Origin of the sequence: Shewanella sp. Isolate11, from assembly GCF_022398315.1 — a bacterium.
Lineage (GTDB): Bacteria > Pseudomonadota > Gammaproteobacteria > Enterobacterales > Shewanellaceae > Shewanella.
In genome coordinates, this window is record NZ_JAKEVF010000001.1 from 140,513 (window position 1) to 158,875 (window position 18,363).

Genomic DNA, 18,363 nt, shown 5'->3' on the forward strand with positions numbered 1-18,363 from the left:
GGTTGAATATGAAAAACAGATCAGTTTCAGCTAATACAACAACAGACCTTGGTGCGCTTATTCGTCGTTATGTACAAGTCACCAAGCCGGGGATTATCTTCGGCAATTTGATCGCGGTTGTGGGCGGATTTTTATTGGCGTCTAAGGGTGAAGTCGATTTGGTTTTGATGTTCGCCACCTTAATCGGTTTATCCTTAGTGGTAGCCTCAGGCTGTGCCATCAATAACTATATTGACCGTGATATCGACGGCAAGATGCAACGAACCTGTAAACGGGCAACCGTCACAGGTGAAATCGATCTTGAGCGTGTGTTGTCTTTTGGCGTGCTGTTAGGCATTGCTGGTTTTGGCTTATTAGCCTGGTTTACCAATGTGGTGGCCTTGTTATTCGCCGCTTTCGGTTATCTGGTTTATGTGGGCTTATACAGCCTGTATATGAAGCGCAATTCTGTTTATGGCACTCTGGTTGGTAGCCTTTCTGGTGCGGTTCCACCTGTTGTGGGTTACTGCGCCGTGACAGGTCAGCTTGATGGTGCGGCATTGATTTTATTGCTGATGTTTAGCCTATGGCAGATGCCACATTCTTACGCCATCGCAATCTATCGTTTCAAAGATTATGAAGCCGCGAATATTCCCGTACTGCCCGTGGCGCAGGGGATTGATAAAGCTAAGCTGCATATTGTGTTTTATATTGCCGTATTTGCGATTGTCAGCACCATGTTGTCTTTAGCGGGCTATACAGGTATTGGCTTTATGGCGGTGGCCTGCGTAACCAGTTTTTGGTGGTTAGCTATGGCGTTAAAGGGCTATCGTAGCGATGTAAATCTGCTGCGTTGGTCGCGCCAAGTTTTTGGGTTTTCTATCCTGACCATCTCTCTGCTCAGCGTTACTATGGCGGTGGACTTTCAGGTAGTAACCCAATCTCCCTTATTGGTTATGCTGAACTAAAATAACCAGAACTCTGGATAACCTGAGTTCTGGATAACCTGAGTTCTGGATAACCTGAGTTCTGGATAAGCAGAGCGCCTCGATATGCCCAAAAATCTGCGCATTCAGTCAGAAAATAGACTTTTCTTTTCAAACTAATCCTTTATAGCATTGAATTAGCTTGTTAAATTTAGATTTTCCGACACTTGTTATCCCGACTTCTGTTTAAATAAAAGGTTATTCAAATAACAAAAGGCGACACGAGCATAAATGCGGTGCCGCCTTTTTATTGGCTTAATGAATGTAACCCATGAGGTTATTTCAACGAGAAATAGATATCGGTGATCAGCTCATGTTCGGCGACTTCGGGGAAGAAATTGATGTATTCAAAGTAAAGGGGAAAATCTCTTAATTCTTCGCCACTTTGCGGCAACCATTCTCGATAAAAGTGGTAAATTTTATCATCCATCTGATCGTGTGGGCCGTGATGGCGGATCACGGCGCAGCGGCCACCGGGTATCGCTTTGGTGATGATGCCAAAGTCATTCGCCGCCACATCTTGGGTGACAGAGCCACAAATATCGAAGCGAAACTCCTCGGGCGCGACCGTGTTGGGGTCGTTTAAGGGCACGCCGAAAGTCTGGCTACTGGCCACGGGGGATTCAGTGGTTTGTTTACGCCATGCAATAAATTGTTGAATCGATTGGTTGAGCGATGCTGGGCTGCCTTGGTGTTCTAATACCGCAACCTTAACGGTTTCTCTTTGGGTGATGTCGATATTCACATTGTCTCTCCGAGTGATTTTAACCTTGGCATAGTGTGCATTCCACGCTTCCCATTTCGGGGTTAACCTAAACTGAGATGGCGTCTGCTGAAATTGTGCTTTAAAAGCTCTGGAAAAAGATTCACTGTTTTCAAAGCCGGCATCGTAAGCGATATCGGTAATTTTCAGCTGTGGATGAAACACCAAACGGTATGAAGCACGCTTCAGACGTAACATGGTGATGTACTTGCCCACATTGATACCAGTAAATACCTGAAACTGCCGATGGAAATGGTACTTAGAAAAGTGTGCCACTTCGCTGAGTTGTTCTACGCTGAGGGGCTGCTCTAAGTGTTTAGCAATATAATCACAGACTGCTTCAATTCGCTTACTATAGTCTTGATTAGCTTGTGTATTCATATCCATCTCTGTTTCAAGTGAGAGGCTATTGTGCGCCTGAGCGGTGCAGATTACCTGACCGATATTGCTCTAATACTGCTAATGTTAAAAGCCGCGGCGTTTCCAAAATGAGGAGATTTGGCTCTGTTCATCATTAAGATGCACATTAAAGGTTTTCTCTGCGACGACTTTACCGCGCAGCTCTATGGTCATGCGCCATTTTCCGACCTTGGTTTCCTCGGGAGCCCAGATGGTATCACCGAGAAAAAATTTCCAATCGTTTGATTCGACAAATAACTCACCGTCAAAGGGCGGACGAACATTACCTTGGTCGTCTGGAATATCAGGATGATAGATGCAATATCTGAGCTTTTGATTCTTGGCTTTTTTGATCTGTGCCACGAAGCCAAACTCGATGTCGATTTGGGCAGGAATGTGTACCGTGGATTTTAAAAACTTGGGGAGATCGGCACTTTCTTCATCCCATTGACTAAAGATTCCGGCTTGTAAGATGGTGACGTCGGCTTTGAGTTTGGACACGCTAAATCGGTTTTCCTGATGAATGATTGCTTATGAGTAGTTAAATAACTTTCGTTTTAAGTTCAGCTGCTTAGTTATGGTATTTAACAGCCATATCTATCATGGGTTCACGGCTGGCTTTGGCGGCACGAATGCGAGCGAGATAGTTTTGCCACAACTCCACCTGATTGGTGGCCAAGTCGTACAACACCTTCCATGAAAACAGTCCGGTATCATGACCATCGTCGAAGACAATTTTCACTGCATAATTACCAACAGGGGTGATCGCATCGATATTGACGTTCTTTTTGTGGGTCACTAGCACGGGATTACCGTGACCGTGGACTTCAGCCGAAGGCGAATAAACTCGTAATAACTCGCAACTAATGGCATGAGTGCTGCCGTCATCGAAGCTGACTTCCAGCAGGCGCGACTTACGCTTGAGTTTTAGGTCGGTCACATTGGGGTGGGTATTTTGAGAACTCATCAAGGTGCTCCAAGTGCACTATCGAATTAGATAATAAGTGTAGCGGATAAGATTTGGGTCTAGCCAGACCCAAATCTTATTGCAACTGCAGTGAGTTAAGCGCGCTATTACAAGATGAAGCGGCTTAGGTCTTCATCTTGTACTAGGTTATCCAGATGCGCATTAACATAATCGGCGTCGATAACTGTGCTGCTACCTGATTTATCGGAGGCTTCAAACGACAGATCTTCCATTAAGCGCTCCATCACGGTATGTAGACGACGGGCACCAATGTTTTCGGTACGCTCGTTAACCTGCCATGCCGCTTCCGCGATTCGTTCGATACCTGATTCGCTGAACTCAACCTTAACGCCTTCGGTCGCCATTAATGCGACATATTGCTCGGTGAGTGAAGCATGAGGCTCGGTAAGAATACGTTTAAAGTCATCTGCTGACAGTGCCTGTAGCTCGACGCGAATAGGTAAACGACCCTGTAGCTCGGGGATCAAATCAGAAGGCTTAGACATCTGGAATGCGCCAGAAGCAATAAACAGAATGTGATCGGTTTTGACCATGCCGTGTTTGGTGGTCACAGTACAACCTTCTACCAAAGGTAGTAAGTCACGCTGTACCCCTTCACGAGAAACGTCAGGGCCTGAAGTATCACCACGCTTACAAATCTTGTCGATCTCATCGAGGAACACTATGCCGTGTTGCTCAACCAGCTCGATAGCTTGTTCTTTCAGATCGTCAGCATTAACTAACTTGGCCGCTTCCTCTTCAATCAGCAGCTTATAGGCTTCTTTGATTGGCATCTTACGACGCTTGCTGGCACCCGGTCCCATGTTTTGGAACATGCTTTGTAGCTGATTGGTCATCTCTTCCATGCCTGGAGGTGACATGATTTCGATGCCGACTTGCGGCGCCGCAATATCGATTTCGATTTCTTTATCGTCTAACTGGCCTTCACGCAGCTTCTTACGAAATACCTGGCGAGTGGCCGAGTCATCTTTATTTTCGCTGTCCCAATCTTCTTTCGGCTTTGGCAATAAAGCGTCGAGAATACGCTCTTCGGCGGCTTCTTCTGCTCTGAACTTGCACTTTGCCATCTGCTCTTCACGGGTAAGTTTTATGGCGGCATCGGTTAGATCGCGAATGATCTGTTCAACCTCTTTACCGACATAACCGACTTCGGTGAACTTGGTGGCTTCGACTTTAATAAATGGCGCTTTGGCTAGTTTAGCCAGACGACGGGCGATTTCGGTTTTACCGACACCGGTTGGGCCGATCATCAGAATATTTTTAGGAGTGACCTCTTGGCGCAGATCCGCTTCTAATTGCATGCGGCGCCAGCGGTTACGTAATGCGATGGCAACCGAGCGCTTTGCGGCTTGCTGGCCAATGATATGACTGTCCAACTCATGAACAATCTCTCTGGGAGTCATCTCAGACATAGTTTTCCCTTAATGCAGTAGCATAGGTTAGTAATTGAGTTCTTCAATCGTCTTAAATTGGTTGGTGAACACGCAGATATCACCTGCAATGGTTAACGATTTTTCAGCGATTTCTCGGGCACTGAGTTCGGTATTTTCAAGCAAAGCCGTTGCCGAAGCTTGGGCAAAGTTGCCGCCTGATCCGATAGCAATAAGATCGTTTTCTGGCTGCACCACATCACCATTACCGGTAATGATTAATGAACACTCGGTATCGGCGACGGCCAGTAAGGCTTCAAGTTTACGTAGCACCTTATCTGAGCGCCAATCTTTGGCCATCTCAACTGCGGCACGCATCAGGTGGCCTTGGTGCATTTCTAATTTTGCTTCGAAACGTTCGAATAGGGTAAAGGCGTCAGCGGTACCGCCGGCAAAACCTGCTAGCACTTTGTTGTGATAGAGACGACGAACCTTCTTGGCGTTTCCTTTCATCACGGTATTACCCAGTGAGACTTGGCCGTCTCCGGCGATGACAACTTGGTTGTTGCGGCGTACTGAAACGATAGTGGTCACGATATTTCCTCTTCTCTAGCCGATGAGCAGAAAGCCCATCGGTGGACAATGTTTAAGATATGGGGGAGGGGCTTTAAAAATTCAAGGGCCAAAGGCAAAGTGGCCACTTTATCGGGATGTTTATTTATTAGTTTTCACATTATTAACCGTTTGCCAAAGGCTTAAGTCATCAAGTCAGTAATAGAGTATGACGTCGTAATTAATACTTAAGTGGGGGCGGAAAATTGAAAACTAGCCTGTTGGTGTAAAGCTTTCATACCTTAGCTGGATGATGAAACTTGGGGTGAGAACCATACTCTTGCCTGTTGGCTTCGGCTAACAGTTCTGTGTCGCACTCTTTTAGCGGTCACGCTCAGATGAGTGTCAACAGAGCCGGGATTCTCCATATTGCGGATTTTCTATATTGGGATCTTTCCATATTGGAATAGTTGCAACGCAGGGCGAAACCTAATCTACGGCTAGTCTGGTCGCTAAAGGACTAGTGAGACGAAAATCAATGTAAAGGATATTACTCATGACTAAGCTACTTCCACTAGCTGCAGCGATTGCTATGGCTTTCGGTACGGCTCATGCAGATTCAAGCACTGCATCAACAACACAAAATGGTTCAGGCAATACAGCAACAACAACTCAAACTGGCTCAGGCCATAATGCAGAAATCAACACCATTTTGGGTGTTGATAGCAGCGCGGATATCACTCAGTCCGGTGTAGGTCAGGGTGCACTTATCACTCAGGGTCCAGAAGCTGTTACTGAATCCAGTGCAAAAATAATCCAGTCGGGTGGTGCTGCAAACACGGCTAGCATTAATCAAAACCACATGTATCAAACAACAGCATCAGTGGATCAAGTCGGTGCTGGTAATAACGCCAATATCGATCAACAGCATGTTGATCAAACTTCTGCTACTGCTGTGCAAACAGGTTCAGGTAATGATGCCGATATCAGACAGTGGGGCTACGGTGTGCATAACCCTGCTGGAGCCAGTATCAATCAAATGGGTAACGGTAATATAGCCAGCTCTGACCAAGATACCTCTACCAATGCGCTATCGACCATAGTGCAGACGGGTAATGGTAACTTCGCTGACGTTGAACAATATAACGGTTCTGTGAATTCTGAAGTTTGGGTAACTCAAATCACTGATGGTGCATCTGCCGATGCGAGCCAGAATGCATCTTCAGAATCAGTTATTACTATTTTGCAAAACGATAGCAGTCAAGGTTCAATCAGCGTGTCTCAGTCTAATGGTTCAACCAATATGGCGACCGCGACTCAAACCTACTCTACTGGTCCGTTATCCTCTATAGATGTGACACAGCAAGGCAGTAGCAATACGGTGAATGCTTATCAGGAGCATGTGTATGAGACAAGTATGGTAGTTTCTCAAACCGGTAACTCTAACACCGCTACAGTGAATCAGGAGCATGTTAATTTTAGTAGTGCCTCTGTCGATGTAACCGGTGATAACAACCAGACTACAGTGCGCCAATATGGTTGGGGAAATCATGAGCCAGCTTCTGCCACTGTTGAAACTGTAGGTGATTCGAACTTAGTAGATATTAATCAGGATACCTCTTTTGAAGCTGTTGCCTCTGTTATTCAAGAGGGGAACTTGAATAAGGCTTATGTCGATCAGGTTGATGAATCTGATGGCTCGTCTGTCTCTATTCAACAAATTGCGGGCAGCTTAAACGGCGATGTTGATGTCTATCAGTCTAGTGCCACCAATTCAAATTCATCGGTTGTGCAGTCGGGTGTTTCGGGCTCATCGATCGATATTGATCAAGTTAATGGTGATGACTTAAGAAGTTATGTGACTCAAACCGATACCATTGGTGGCAGTGTCACAGTTTACCAAACCGGTGCCAATCAGAGTGCGACTGTACACCAAGGTGGCGAAGGCAATGTTGCAGCTGTCGATCAATTTGCTACAGGTAATAAAGCCAATGTCAGTCAGTTCGGTGAGTTTGGCGATGCTGATATTGATCAAAGCGGCAATAACAACGAAGGTTGGGTAAATCAGAGCGCGGGTGCTTATAATGACGCTGACTTGTTCCAAAGTGGTGACGGCAACTATGCGATGATTTCTCAATCAGGTTTAGGTGTAGTTGGTTCGCATAATCAGGCCACAATCAATCAATATGGTACATCTGATGCGGCTGTCATATACCAAAGTGGCGGTGCAGGCAATTCAGCGACGATTAATCAAAGTAATTGATACAATGCATTAAACGGTTACGACTTGGCTTTTTAAGATGACTCTCTCCCATTTTTTAGAGCCAAGTTACTTTTATATTGATTGGTATCAAACCCGATTGATGCGATAGAAACAGAAGTAACAAAATTGATGTAATAAAAAGCCAGCGAATGCTGGCTTTATTATTTGCAATTTTAGTCGTTTAAGGGATGAAGAGTTAGCCTTCCCAGAACCAAATTTGGCAACCGTTCAAGCCACCACGCTGCAGAATATGGCGCTGCTTTTCGGCAACACGTTTACGGTCGTAAGGCCCTAACACCACCTTGTACCATACGCCGCTATTGCCTTCTACCCTGCGAACCTGAGCTTCTAAACCCTGGAAAGCGATCATTGCCTTCATCTCATCGGCTTGAGATTGCTTTCTGAACGAGCCACATTGCATCTGATAAGGACGTGTTGGTGCTGTATTTTCTGGAATATCCACTTCAACTTGCTTATTTTCAAGCTCTTGCTGATAGGTCCATTCCTCTTTTGGCTTAGGCGGTAAAGCGTTAGGATCTTTCTTCGTTACCTTAGGCTTACTTACCGGTTCAACCAATGTTGGCTCAGCATCACTGGCGCTGTTGTTGATGCTCCAGAGAAAATAGCCAAAGCCACCTAATAGACCTGCAGTTATTAAAAACAGCAGGAAGGGAAAACGCTTTGGTGCCGGTTTGGCTGTCTTGCGTCGTCCACCAGTTGCCCGCGACTTTCTCGCAGGCTTTCTATTTGCGTAATCACGATTGCTCATCTTACCGCCTTAGGTTACATGCGCTCTAAGGTGTCGATACCGAGGAGATCTAAACCTTGTTTCAATGTCTTAGCAGTAAGTTGTGCCAATAGCAGTCGGCTGGTTTTCTCAGCTTCTGAGTCGGCCGCCAGTACGGGACAGGCTTCATAGAAGCTAGAAAATGCGCCAGCCAATTCAAATAGGTAACCACAAAGAGCATGAGGCTGTCCTTTATCGACCATGCGATTCAGTACTTCGCCAAACTGAGCCAGTTTGGTGCCCAAGGCTTTCTCTTTTTCATGCTCAAGCACAATGGTGGCATTGCTGAGGTCAATATCTGTAGCACGCTTGAAAATACCGGCGACACGAGTATAGGCATATAGCAGATAAGGTGCGGTATTACCTTCAAAGCTGAGCATCTGCTCGAAACTGAAGATGTAATCGCTGGCGCGGTTTTTCGACAGGTCGGCATATTTAACCGAGCTGATCCCTACAACCTTAGCGATTTGAGCTAACTCTTGCTCATCCATATCTGGATTTTTAGAGCGAACCAACTCTAATGCACGAGTTTCCGCTTCACTTAAGAGATCTACTAACTTAACTACACCACCAGAACGCGTTTTGAATGGACGACCATCTTCACCGTTCATGGTGCCAAAGCCCATGTGTTCTAAGCTCATTGCTGGATCCACAAAGTTTGCTTGGCGTGCCAGACTAAATACTTGCTGGAAGTGCAGGCCTTGGCGTAAGTCGACAAAGTATAACGCGCGATCGGCTTTTAATACGTTTGAACGATAACGCATTGCTGCTAAGTCGCTGGTGGCATAAAGATAACCGCCATCGGCTTTTTGAATAATGACAGGCAGTGGCTCGCCTTCTTTGGTTTGGAATTCATCTTGGAATACCACCTTGGCGCCATTACTTTCAGACAATAAACCTTGTGCATCCAAGTCGCGAACCACTTGTTCAAGGTCGTCGTTATAGGCACTTTCGCCACGAACGTCAGCGCGAGTCAGACTTACCCCCAGACGCTCATAAACTTCATGGCAGTGACTAAGGGAAATGTCGTTGAATTCACGCCATAATTTGTTGCAATACTCATCACCAGATTGCAGTTCAACTACCAGTTTACGTGCGCGGGTGGCAAACTCTTCAGACTCATCGAAACGTACTTTAGCGGCGCGATAGAAACTTTCTAAATCTGACAGTTCCATCTGTGCTTGTTCGCCATTTTGGGCGCGCAGCTCTTCCATATAAGCCAGCAACATACCAAATTGAGTACCCCAGTCGCCCACATGGTTTTGGCGGATCACTTTATGACCTTGAAACTCCAGTGCACGTACGACACTGTCGCCAATAATGGTTGAACGTAGGTGACCTACGTGCATCTCTTTGGCTAGGTTTGGAGAAGAGTAATCCACGACTACGGTTTGTGGTGCTGGTAAGGTAACACCCAAATGCTCGTCATTTAATGCGGTCATTAACTGATTAGCTAGGGCATTTTCATCGATAAAGAAGTTGATGAATCCGGGTCCAGCTATCTCTACTTTAGCGACTTGGCTATCTTGAGGCAGGCTATCGATAATTAGCTGAGCCACTTCAAGAGGATTCTTGCGTGCCACTTTGGTCAGCATCATGGCAAGGTTGGTGGCAAAATCACCATGAGTTTTGTCTTTGGTTCGGTCTACCTGAATACGCGCGGCAAAATCCGCAGGAATAACGTCCTGTTGCTTGAGGGTGATGATCGCTTGTTCGAGCAAAGATTGGATATGTGATTTCATTGGCGTTTAATCGACACTTTCTTAAGATAAATGGATTCAGGGATAACCGAGTATTCTAGCCGTTAGTGGTGGCTAATTGCTATCCTCAGGGGCGAAATTCATGGTCTTTTTTGCAAATTTAGCCGCAAACTTTGGGCTTAGTTTAGATCACAGCAGATCTTGCGGATCGCGATCCAGACTCCAGCGACACTTTTTCGCCAGCGGTAGGGCTTCTATTTGCGGCAAAGCGGTTTCAAATCCTTGCTGTAGCAGTTGTCGTTCCTTGGTTTGAAACATCAGTTGGCGACGATATTTACCAGCCTTTTTATCCATAGGCGCCGGCATAGGGCCAATCACTTCACATTGGGCGTTTTGCGGCAACAAGGCGGCCACCTGATTGAGAAACTCATCGGCATCTTCTGGCTTATGAGCTTCGGCGCGCAGCAGTACCATATACCAGGCGGGTGGTAATAAGGCTTGTCGACGTTCTTCTAATTGGGCTCTGGCAAATTCGCCATAACCTTTATGCATCAGTTCGCGCAAAATTGGATTTTCACTCTGGTGAGTCTGCAGCAAGACGGTACCGGCTTTGCGTGCTCGTCCTGCTCGTCCTGACACTTGAGTATATAGCTGACCAAAGCGCTCTGGAGCACGAAAGTCGGCGCTGAACAGGGCGCCATCGACATCTAACAATCCCACTAAGGTGACATCCGGAAAATGATGCCCTTTAGCCAGCATTTGGGTGCCGACCAGAATCTTGTATTCCCCTTTATGGATCGCATTGAGGTGGCTTTCTAGCGCCCCTTTTCGGCTGGTGGTATCGCGATCGATTCTGACCACTGGGTAGTTAGGAAACTCTTTGGCCAGCGCCTCGGCTAACTGTTCGGTGCCAACTCCTTGGCCCATCAACATGGTGCTACCACATTGATGACACTGTTGGGGAATGGCATATTGATTACCACAGTGGTGACAACGGATCTCACCTAAGGACTGATGCACTGTAAAGAAGGCATCGCAGCGATCACATTCATGTAGATGACCACATTCGTGGCATAGCAGGGCCGGTGCAAACCCGCGGCGATTGAGAAACAGCAGCACCTGATTACCCGCATCGAGATGAATTCGCATTTCGTTGAGTAATGCGTGCGACAAGCCATTCTTTAGTGGCTGATTGCGGATATCTACTATGCCCTGACGAACCTTCTCTGCCGCTCCGGCGCGCTCACCGAGCTCCAGATGATGATAACGACCCGCTAAGGCATTTTGTAAGCTTTCCAATGAAGGTGTCGCACTGCCAAGCAGTACGGGGATCTTTTCTAGGTTCCCCCGCATCACGGCTAAGTCTCTGGCATGATAGCCCACGCCTTCTTGCTGTTTGAAGCTGCTGTCATGTTCTTCATCTAGGATGATAAGACCCGGATAGCGCATCGGGGTAAACAATGCCGAGCGGGTGCCAATGATGATGGCTGCTTCGCCACTGCGCGCCTGACGCCAGGCATTTAGTCGTTGGTTATCGGTTAATCCAGAATGGATCACCGCCACCTGTACGTTAAATCTATGCTTAAAACGACTGATAGTTTGTGGGGTTAGGCCTATTTCTGGCACCAAGATAAGTGCTTGTTTACCTTGTTTAAGTATGGTTTCCAGCAGCGCTAGGTAGACCTCTGTTTTGCCTGAGCCCGTGATCCCCTCTAATAAAGTGCAGTGATAACCTTGTTGTTGATTGAGTGTCGCGACGGCGATCGCTTGCTGCGGGTTAAGCTGATGGGGCTCTTCGCCTAAGGTTAACGAGTCACGCCATGACAGATCCAGTTGATTGTCTCTATCTTGAAAACCGATCCAATCTCTTTCTTGCAGGGCTTTTATGGCGGTTTTACTCAATTCAAGGGCGCTGAGTTCCTCTTGAGTGAGCACTTTACCTTGAAGTTGCTGCATGACTTTACGCTGTGCGGGAGCGCGACTTAGGCTGTTTAAATCGGCCGCTTGGCCAGCGGGAGTCAGTTGCCAATAGCGAGTGGTTTCTGCGCTGACTTGCGCGCCCTTACGCAAGGCGACGGGCAGGGCTTGCGACAGCATCTGGCCAACACTGCAAAAATAGTAACGCGCCGCCCACTGGGTCAACTTATATAATGATTCAGGCAGTAAGGGTTCATCATCTAAAAAGTTGATGACAGATTTAATCTGTTGGGGCGCTAAATCACAATCGGGGCTAGTGCCAGTAACTAAGCCGATAAGTTGCTGTCGACCGAAAGGGACTTTTACACGCACACCTTTTTGCGCTAGATGAGTATCGTTGTCTTTGACTCGATAACTAAATATTTGGCGCATGGGAACAGGCAGGGCAACTTCGACAAACAGTGGCATAGACACAGTAATTGAACTTTAGGTGTGACCAGTGTAACCAGCGTTGCAGACTAGAGCCACCACTATCTGGTGTTAAGCTGAGCTAAATGTGATTTTTACGATCTAGCAAAGAGAGTTGAATAGGCTAAGATTATTGTGCTTAATAGGTAAAGGTTTTCTATCATAAGGTGATGATATGAGAAGAGTTCTGATTATAGTGCTAACCAGCTTACTGCTTTTTTGTCAGTCCAGTCTGGCTGAGGTTAATCATGTCAGCATTAATAAGCAGCTCTTCGCTTTGGGTAAGGCGCCGATGCTCAAAGTCAATATTGTGACTCAAGACAGTCGTTACGATGAATTGCAGTTTATTGTGTCTCAGCGAAGTGGAGATGAAGTTTTGATGGTGAGTCCGTTAAATGATTACCTCTATCAGCTAACTGGGTTTGAAGATGTCACCGATAAAGATGCACTATTAATAGTTAAAGAGCATTACGTTAACCGCTGGCGTGAAGTGAAAAGGCTACGTTTGTTTGATGGTCGGGATGTCAGGCTATCAGGCGATAGTGAATTGGATGAGATAATGTATGGCCGAACCCGTGCGAGTCAATCGAACCGTTCTGCTTCAACAGCGGTCGCTACAGCCCAAAAGCGAACCAGTGGCAAGCTAAACAGTGTTGCCCAGACCGGTCAGGTCAAGCCTCAATGCCTGTTAGATTACCAAGGTAAGCGCACTTTGTGGCGTGTCGCCAGCCAATATGCACCTCAGTGGGGATTAAACACCTATGGCGCCATGTTAGCGATTTTTGATGCTAATCCTAAAGCCTTTAATGACTCTAATATCAATGGGTTGAGGGCTGATATTCAATTGAATTGCCCTGCCGAGTCGGTGATCAATAAATATCAAGATGCCAAGGTCGCTAAACAGACCTTTGAGGCTATGTCATCATAGTCGGGATTATTGTTGGCTGATACTTGTATCTATTGGTCGTATCCTGTACTATTTCGCGCCTAAATATTCTATTAACTACATGTGGTGTCCGACTGCGGGTCGGGAGTGCGACGTGGCCTTAAACTTGAGGTAATCCCAATGAAACCAGGCATTCATCCTGAATATGCTGAAATCACTGCAACTTGTACTTGTGGTAACGTTATCAAAGTAAACTCAACTGCAGGTAAGCCACTGCATTTGGACGTATGTGGTGCATGTCACCCATTCTACACTGGTACCCAGAAAGTTATGGATACTGGCGGACGTATCGACAAGTTCAACAAGCGTTTCGGTATGCTTGGCAAGAAGTAATCATTACTTCTGCAATGAACCTAGAAAAAGGTGCCTATATGGCGCCTTTTTTGTTGCCTGATATTTATGATGTCTTGTTGCAAAGGATTGCGCCGAATTATCATCACAGAACAACATTATCTAATGTGTTATAACTAGGCTTTGCATTGGGAACCTTATCCCAAGTTACTGTGCAAGGAGGCGATTTATGCTCAGATTACTGGTTTTATGTTTGAGTTTTTATCCTTGGCTAGTTCAAGCTGAGCCCAGCCGTTGTGTTCCTACCCATTTCGATGAAACTGTCACATTAAGTCAAGTTATCGATGGCGATACTATTAAACTTGATGATGGCCGTGTGGTGCGTTTGATTGGTATCGATGCGCCAGAGTTCGATCAGGCTTACCCTGAACTATCAGAGCCGTTTGCCGCGCAAGTCAGACAATTTTTGCTTCACAATGTGCAAGCGGGGCAGACATTGCATCTGGCTTTTGACATGAAGCGTCTCGATCCCCAAGGTCGCACCTTAGCTTATGTGTATACCGAAGCCGGACTTCATCTACAGGAGCTATTATTAAGCCATGGTTATGCTAAGGCGCGTGTCTATCAAAATGACTATTTTTGGCGATGCTTAGCGCAAGTTGAACAGCAGGCAAGAGAAAACCACATCGGATTATGGGCCGAATCTGCCTATCAACCTATGACGGTTGAACAGCTTTCTCGAGAGGACTTGAACCATTGGCGGGAGGTCAGAGGAGTTATCACGGGTTTTGAAAGAAAAGGTCAGGATTTCTGGTTAATAATCGACAAAAAGCTTTATGTGGATGTGCCTAGTGAGGAATTTGGTAATTTTAGCAACATTTTGCCCCTGAACATGCTTGAAACCCCCGTTATTGTCCGTGGTGAGTTGTATTATTCCTACAAAAAATGGCAGTTAATTAGTCATCATCCGTCACAGATAAGTTTGCAAAATAAGCCTTAGCATAATTTTTTCAATGATAAGTCTAAATTTTATAATCTTTAGTTTAAAAAATGACTTATTTCGAGTATCTTAGCGTCTAAAATATTCAGCTGCTTAAGACCTGTTAGATTTTGTTAAGCAGCAATAAAAACCAAGACCTTACTCGAACAGTTACTTTGTCGCATTTTTGCAGGATTATTAAAATGGCCGATTTCCGTCAACAAGCACTCGACTATCATGAATTTCCTATTCCAGGAAAAACCGCAGTTAGCCTAACAAAGCCCGCAGAGACCAGCATGGATCTGGCACTCGCATATAGCCCTGGAGTGGCTGAGCCAGTACGTGAAATTGCTGCTAATCCTGATGACGCTTACCGTTATACCGCAAAGGGGAATACGGTCGCGGTGATATCTAATGGTACCGCTATTCTTGGTCTAGGTAACTTGGGCCCTCTGGCTTCTAAGCCTGTAATGGAAGGTAAGGCATTATTATTCAAACACTTTGCCAATATTGATGCTACCGATATTGAAGTAAAGCATCGCACAGCGGAAGAGTTTATCAATACTGTAGAGGCGATTGCCGATACTTTCGGTGGTATCAACTTAGAAGATATTAAGGCGCCTGAATGTTTTGAAATAGAGAAGGCCTTAATCGAGCGTTGTAATGTCCCTGTGTTTCACGATGATCAACACGGCACAGCGATTGTGACTGCAGCAGGTATGATCAACGCATTAGAGATCCAGGGTAAAAAGCTAGAAGAATCAGTGTTTGTTTGTATGGGTGCTGGCGCGGCAGCCATCGCTTGTATGACCATGTTGGTAAAGTGTGGAGTTCAGCGTGAAAACGTATATATGCTTGACCGTAAAGGGGTTATTCATACTCGTCGCGAAGATATCAATGAATATAAATCGCTGTTTGCCAACAACACCGACAAGCGTACGCTACAAGATGTGATTAAAGGTGCCGATGCTTTCTTAGGGCTTTCTGGTGCTGATGTGCTGGAAGCGGAAGATGTACAGCTAATGGCTGAAAACCCAGTGATCTTCGCTTGTTCTAATCCTGATCCTGAGATTAAACCGGCATTGGCACACAGTGCTCGTAAAGATTTGATCATGGGAACAGGCCGTAGTGATTACCCTAACCAAGTGAATAACGTGCTTTGCTTCCCGTTCATTTTCCGAGGTGCATTGGACGTTCGTGCCGCACAGATCAATGATGAAATGAAAATTGCTGCGGTACACGCCATTGCTGATCTGGCTAAAGAGCCTGTACCTGCTGAAGTATTAGCGGCATATCCAGATGTTACTGAACTCAAGTTTGGTCCTGAATATGTGATCCCTAAGCCAATGGATCCTCGCTTATTGTCGAATGTGGCCAAAGCGGTGGCACAAGCAGCAATCGACTCGGGTGTGGCAGCGATTAACAGCTTACCTGAGCATTATTTAAGATAATGCCTAAAGGTGAGTAAGAAAGGGCCATTTATGGCCCTTTTTTATTGTGCCTAATCGGGTTTATTTGTATGGTGATTCTTTAAGCTTATTTATTAAGCTTAGATTAGCCAGATATAATGATCTTTACTCGGGCTATGAGTCCGTTCTGATGTTGTGGCATTAAATAACCTGAACTCTGGATAAGCAGAGCCGCTGAATAGGCATCTTTGCGTGCCTCTCTGCGTTGCTCTGCCTAACCATAGCTCGCTATGGTGTACGACAGAGCGCCTGGATATGCCCAAAAATCTGCGCATTCAGTCAGGAAATAGACTTTCCTTTTCGAAGTAATCCTTTATAACATTGAATTAGCTTGTTAAATTTAGATTTTCCGACACTCGTTATCCCGAGTTCAGGTTAAATAAAAATAATAATCCTGCAGGAAGCGGAAATGAAACTGACTGAAATTCTTACCAAAAAATTATCTGCTTTCTGGCTGCTTTCACTTGCAGCTGTGGCATTTATCTTTTTGCTTACCGCCTTAGTCAGTTTTGTGCAATTAACCTACCGGTTTCAGCAGCATCAGATGGTTGAGCTAGAAACCATATTGACTCAGCAGCAAAAACATCAGCTACAAAATCTCGACTTATGGTTACCGCAAATCCTTTCGGTTTACCGAGCGCAGCACTTTCAGTTAACTAGGAAGGGCGAGGTGCTATATCAATATGATCATCCCAATCCAAGTGTGGCAGTTCTGAGTTATGACCGAGTACTTGATGACAATTTAGATCTACAATTTCATATCAAGGTGCCCCAGCCCTTAGTGTTAGATAACTTAAGCTGGCACAGTGTATTGATTTTTGTGTTGGGAGCCTTGTCGTTATGGTTATTGGTACGCTGGGGTAACCGTTGGTTAAAGCAGCAGATGTCAGGGATTGAAGATTTGGCCAAGCGCAGTCATCTGATTTTATCTGGCGATTACGATAAGGCCTTGGCCGAAAGTGCCGATGGTCGCCCACGACTGATCAATCGTGCCTTAACCCAGATGTTACTTGAGCTGGATGATGCGCAAAAGCAGCGGGCCCGCTTCGACCAATTTATTCGTTCTAATACCTTCCTCGATTCAGAAACCGGCATCGGTAACTTACTGTTTTTGAAAAACCGTCTCGATGCCTTAAGCAATGATGCGGGGATGATGGCTCCGGGTGCCCTGTTGTTGATCGAGTTAGAAGACTTAGATCTGTTGCAGCAAGAGTCAGACCCTGAGGTGTTGCGCGAGTTTTTAACTCAGACCGTTAGCGGTATCGATCAGGTATTAGACACCCAGGCCAATAGTATTTTTTCGAGGCGCTCCTTCAACCAATTTGCCATTGTGGTGCCGCAGATCTCCTTGGTGGATGTGGAGAAGTTAGCGGCTAAGTTATTAAAAGTGTGTCTGGCCCAGCCGTTGGATTGGCTTGAAGACAGAGCAGATTTCTTCCATATCGGGGTTGCCTATTTCAAGGTTGGTGAGAGCAAAGACCAGTTGTTTGAAGAAGCCGAAATGGCATTGCGCGCGGCGCAATTTCAAGGTGGTAGCGGCTGGTTTATGTATGACAAAGGCGCCGTGGATGAAGAATTCGCCCGCGGTTCGGTGCGTTGGCGTAGCTTCTTAGAATATGCGCTAGCCAATAAACGTGTGGTGACATTCTCGCAGCCCGTGGTCGACAGTGATGGTATTGAGCATCACCGCGAGATCTCTTGTCGACTGAGAGATAACGCTGGCGGTTTAGTGAGGGCGACGCTATTTCTGCCTATGGCGACCAAATGTGGCTTAACGCCTCAAATTGAGCGACAAGTGATTGAAGCGGTGATTTCCGACTTATTAAGTGCCAAGGATAATACCGAGGTGAAGTACAGTATTAACCTGAGTTTGGATACCTTGCGCAGTCGGGCATTTACGCGCTGGTTAAAAACCACCTTATTGGAATATCGCCATTTGGTGCCCCAGTTAATCTTCGAGGTCAATGAAGATGTGTTGGTGAACAATATCGTGAGTCTTAAACCTCATCTGGATATGATCACTAAGATGGGGGCAAGCCTGTGTGTTGACCGAGTGGGTCAGCAAGTTGTCAGTATGGATTACATCCAGAACTGCAAGATAGAAATTATTAAACTGCATCGCTCTATCGTCAGACAGATCAATCTGCGCCAAGAGAACCAGTTGTTTATCCGTAGCTTAATTGGTGGCTTATATCGCTCCGATGTACAGTTTTTTGCCGAAGGTATCGAGTCCTTTGAGGAGTGGCAGACCCTAAAAATCTTAGGTGTTAGTGCCGGGCAGGGCAGCCTGTTTAGCGAACCGGTTGAGCAAGGTTAATGCGTTTATTGCTTGAATAAGTGAAAAGGTGTTTGTTAATTTAAAGTTAATTTCAGCATGAAATCTGGTTTATGGTTTGCTTAGTGGTGTTTATTTTTAAAATTAGCCACTTCAACATTAGGATGACGAAGATTTTTTTGACGCTAGGTGGCTTAAATATTTGACGCACCTCTCAGTTTTTATGGTTTT

At 45.8% G+C, this 18,363-nt stretch carries 15 protein-coding genes; 7 read left to right on the forward strand and 8 right to left on the reverse strand.

Annotation, left to right across the window (positions count from 1 at the left end):
- The first annotated feature begins 8 nt into the window (after positions 1-8).
- A complete protein-coding gene (gene cyoE / locus L1D21_RS00645) occupies positions 9-947 on the forward strand; it encodes a heme o synthase (RefSeq protein ID WP_239843288.1) in 939 nt (312 codons plus the stop codon).
- A 295-nt stretch (positions 948-1,242) separates the two neighbouring features.
- Here the strand turns inward: cyoE and L1D21_RS00650 are convergent, their stop codons facing one another.
- The 5 genes from L1D21_RS00650 to hslV all read right to left on the reverse strand — a co-directional run bounded on the left by L1D21_RS00650 (position 1,243) and on the right by hslV (position 5,079).
- Positions 1,243-2,109, reverse strand: a complete 867-nt coding sequence (locus L1D21_RS00650) for an AraC family transcriptional regulator (RefSeq protein ID WP_239843290.1) — start codon at positions 2,107-2,109, stop codon at positions 1,243-1,245.
- An 84-nt stretch (positions 2,110-2,193) separates the two neighbouring features.
- The gene (locus tag L1D21_RS00655; protein WP_239843291.1) at positions 2,194-2,628 is read right to left on the reverse strand and encodes a DUF3859 domain-containing protein; all 435 of its coding nucleotides are present in this window, start codon (positions 2,626-2,628) and stop codon (positions 2,194-2,196) included.
- A gap of 70 nt (positions 2,629-2,698) precedes the next feature.
- The gene (locus tag L1D21_RS00660) at positions 2,699-3,094 is read right to left on the reverse strand and encodes a DUF971 domain-containing protein (RefSeq protein WP_239843292.1); all 396 of its coding nucleotides are present in this window, start codon (positions 3,092-3,094) and stop codon (positions 2,699-2,701) included.
- A 107-nt stretch (positions 3,095-3,201) separates the two neighbouring features.
- The gene (hslU, locus tag L1D21_RS00665) at positions 3,202-4,527 is read right to left on the reverse strand and encodes an HslU--HslV peptidase ATPase subunit (RefSeq protein WP_239843293.1); all 1,326 of its coding nucleotides are present in this window, start codon (positions 4,525-4,527) and stop codon (positions 3,202-3,204) included.
- Positions 4,528-4,554: 27 nt separating this feature from the next.
- Positions 4,555-5,079, reverse strand: coding sequence for an ATP-dependent protease subunit HslV (gene hslV / locus L1D21_RS00670; protein ID WP_239843295.1), 525 nt, complete (start codon positions 5,077-5,079; stop codon positions 4,555-4,557).
- A gap of 514 nt (positions 5,080-5,593) precedes the next feature.
- Here hslV and L1D21_RS00675 point away from each other — a divergent pair.
- Positions 5,594-7,300: a hypothetical protein gene (locus L1D21_RS00675; protein WP_239843296.1), complete on the forward strand. Its 1,707-nt coding sequence runs from the start codon at positions 5,594-5,596 to the stop codon at positions 7,298-7,300.
- A gap of 196 nt (positions 7,301-7,496) precedes the next feature.
- Here the strand turns inward: L1D21_RS00675 and L1D21_RS00680 are convergent, their stop codons facing one another.
- The 3 genes from L1D21_RS00680 to priA all read right to left on the reverse strand — a co-directional run bounded on the left by L1D21_RS00680 (position 7,497) and on the right by priA (position 12,172).
- Positions 7,497-8,069, reverse strand: coding sequence for an SPOR domain-containing protein (locus tag L1D21_RS00680; RefSeq protein WP_239843297.1), 573 nt, complete (start codon positions 8,067-8,069; stop codon positions 7,497-7,499).
- A 14-nt stretch (positions 8,070-8,083) separates the two neighbouring features.
- The gene (gene argS, locus L1D21_RS00685) at positions 8,084-9,829 is read right to left on the reverse strand and encodes an arginine--tRNA ligase (RefSeq protein ID WP_239843298.1); all 1,746 of its coding nucleotides are present in this window, start codon (positions 9,827-9,829) and stop codon (positions 8,084-8,086) included.
- 147 nt (positions 9,830-9,976) lie between these two features.
- Positions 9,977-12,172 (reverse strand): primosomal protein N', encoded by a 2,196-nt coding sequence (priA, locus tag L1D21_RS00690; protein WP_239844154.1) that lies wholly within the window; start codon positions 12,170-12,172, stop codon positions 9,977-9,979.
- A gap of 175 nt (positions 12,173-12,347) precedes the next feature.
- On the opposite strand from priA, the gene L1D21_RS00695 reads away from it, so the two are divergent.
- From L1D21_RS00695 to csrD, 5 genes are all read left to right on the forward strand, one after another.
- Complete coding sequence (locus L1D21_RS00695) at positions 12,348-13,100, forward strand: FimV/HubP family polar landmark protein (protein ID WP_239843299.1); 753 nt, start codon at positions 12,348-12,350, stop codon at positions 13,098-13,100.
- Between the two features lie 138 nt (positions 13,101-13,238).
- The gene (rpmE, locus tag L1D21_RS00700; RefSeq protein ID WP_011864187.1) at positions 13,239-13,451 is read left to right on the forward strand and encodes a 50S ribosomal protein L31; all 213 of its coding nucleotides are present in this window, start codon (positions 13,239-13,241) and stop codon (positions 13,449-13,451) included.
- A 187-nt stretch (positions 13,452-13,638) separates the two neighbouring features.
- Positions 13,639-14,409, forward strand: a complete 771-nt coding sequence (locus L1D21_RS00705; RefSeq protein ID WP_239843301.1) for a thermonuclease family protein — start codon at positions 13,639-13,641, stop codon at positions 14,407-14,409.
- 182 nt (positions 14,410-14,591) lie between these two features.
- Positions 14,592-15,839, forward strand: a complete 1,248-nt coding sequence (locus L1D21_RS00710; RefSeq protein WP_239843303.1) for a malic enzyme-like NAD(P)-binding protein — start codon at positions 14,592-14,594, stop codon at positions 15,837-15,839.
- Between the two features lie 427 nt (positions 15,840-16,266).
- Positions 16,267-18,174, forward strand: a complete 1,908-nt coding sequence (gene csrD, locus L1D21_RS00715) for an RNase E specificity factor CsrD (RefSeq protein ID WP_239843304.1) — start codon at positions 16,267-16,269, stop codon at positions 18,172-18,174.
- The last annotated feature ends 189 nt before the right edge of the window (positions 18,175-18,363 follow it).

Excerpts from the sequence above, each read along its gene's own strand:
- L1D21_RS00695 (WP_239843299.1), top strand. The coding sequence starts at position 12,348 with ATGAGAAGAGTTCTGATTATAGTGCTAACCAGCTTACTGCTTTTTTGT.
- priA (WP_239844154.1), bottom strand. The coding sequence starts at position 12,172 with ATGCCACTGTTTGTCGAAGTTGCCCTGCCTGTTCCCATGCGCCAAATA.
- argS (WP_239843298.1), bottom strand. The coding sequence starts at position 9,829 with ATGAAATCACATATCCAATCTTTGCTCGAACAAGCGATCATCACCCTC.
- L1D21_RS00660 (WP_239843292.1), bottom strand. The coding sequence starts at position 3,094 with ATGAGTTCTCAAAATACCCACCCCAATGTGACCGACCTAAAACTCAAG.
- cyoE (WP_239843288.1), top strand. The coding sequence starts at position 9 with ATGAAAAACAGATCAGTTTCAGCTAATACAACAACAGACCTTGGTGCG.
- L1D21_RS00680 (WP_239843297.1), bottom strand. The coding sequence starts at position 8,069 with ATGAGCAATCGTGATTACGCAAATAGAAAGCCTGCGAGAAAGTCGCGG.
- hslU (WP_239843293.1), bottom strand. The coding sequence starts at position 4,527 with ATGTCTGAGATGACTCCCAGAGAGATTGTTCATGAGTTGGACAGTCAT.
- L1D21_RS00705 (WP_239843301.1), top strand. The coding sequence starts at position 13,639 with ATGCTCAGATTACTGGTTTTATGTTTGAGTTTTTATCCTTGGCTAGTT.
- L1D21_RS00650 (WP_239843290.1), bottom strand. The coding sequence starts at position 2,109 with ATGAATACACAAGCTAATCAAGACTATAGTAAGCGAATTGAAGCAGTC.
- L1D21_RS00710 (WP_239843303.1), top strand. The coding sequence starts at position 14,592 with ATGGCCGATTTCCGTCAACAAGCACTCGACTATCATGAATTTCCTATT.
- L1D21_RS00675 (WP_239843296.1), top strand. The coding sequence starts at position 5,594 with ATGACTAAGCTACTTCCACTAGCTGCAGCGATTGCTATGGCTTTCGGT.
- rpmE (WP_011864187.1), top strand. The coding sequence starts at position 13,239 with ATGAAACCAGGCATTCATCCTGAATATGCTGAAATCACTGCAACTTGT.
- csrD (WP_239843304.1), top strand. The coding sequence starts at position 16,267 with ATGAAACTGACTGAAATTCTTACCAAAAAATTATCTGCTTTCTGGCTG.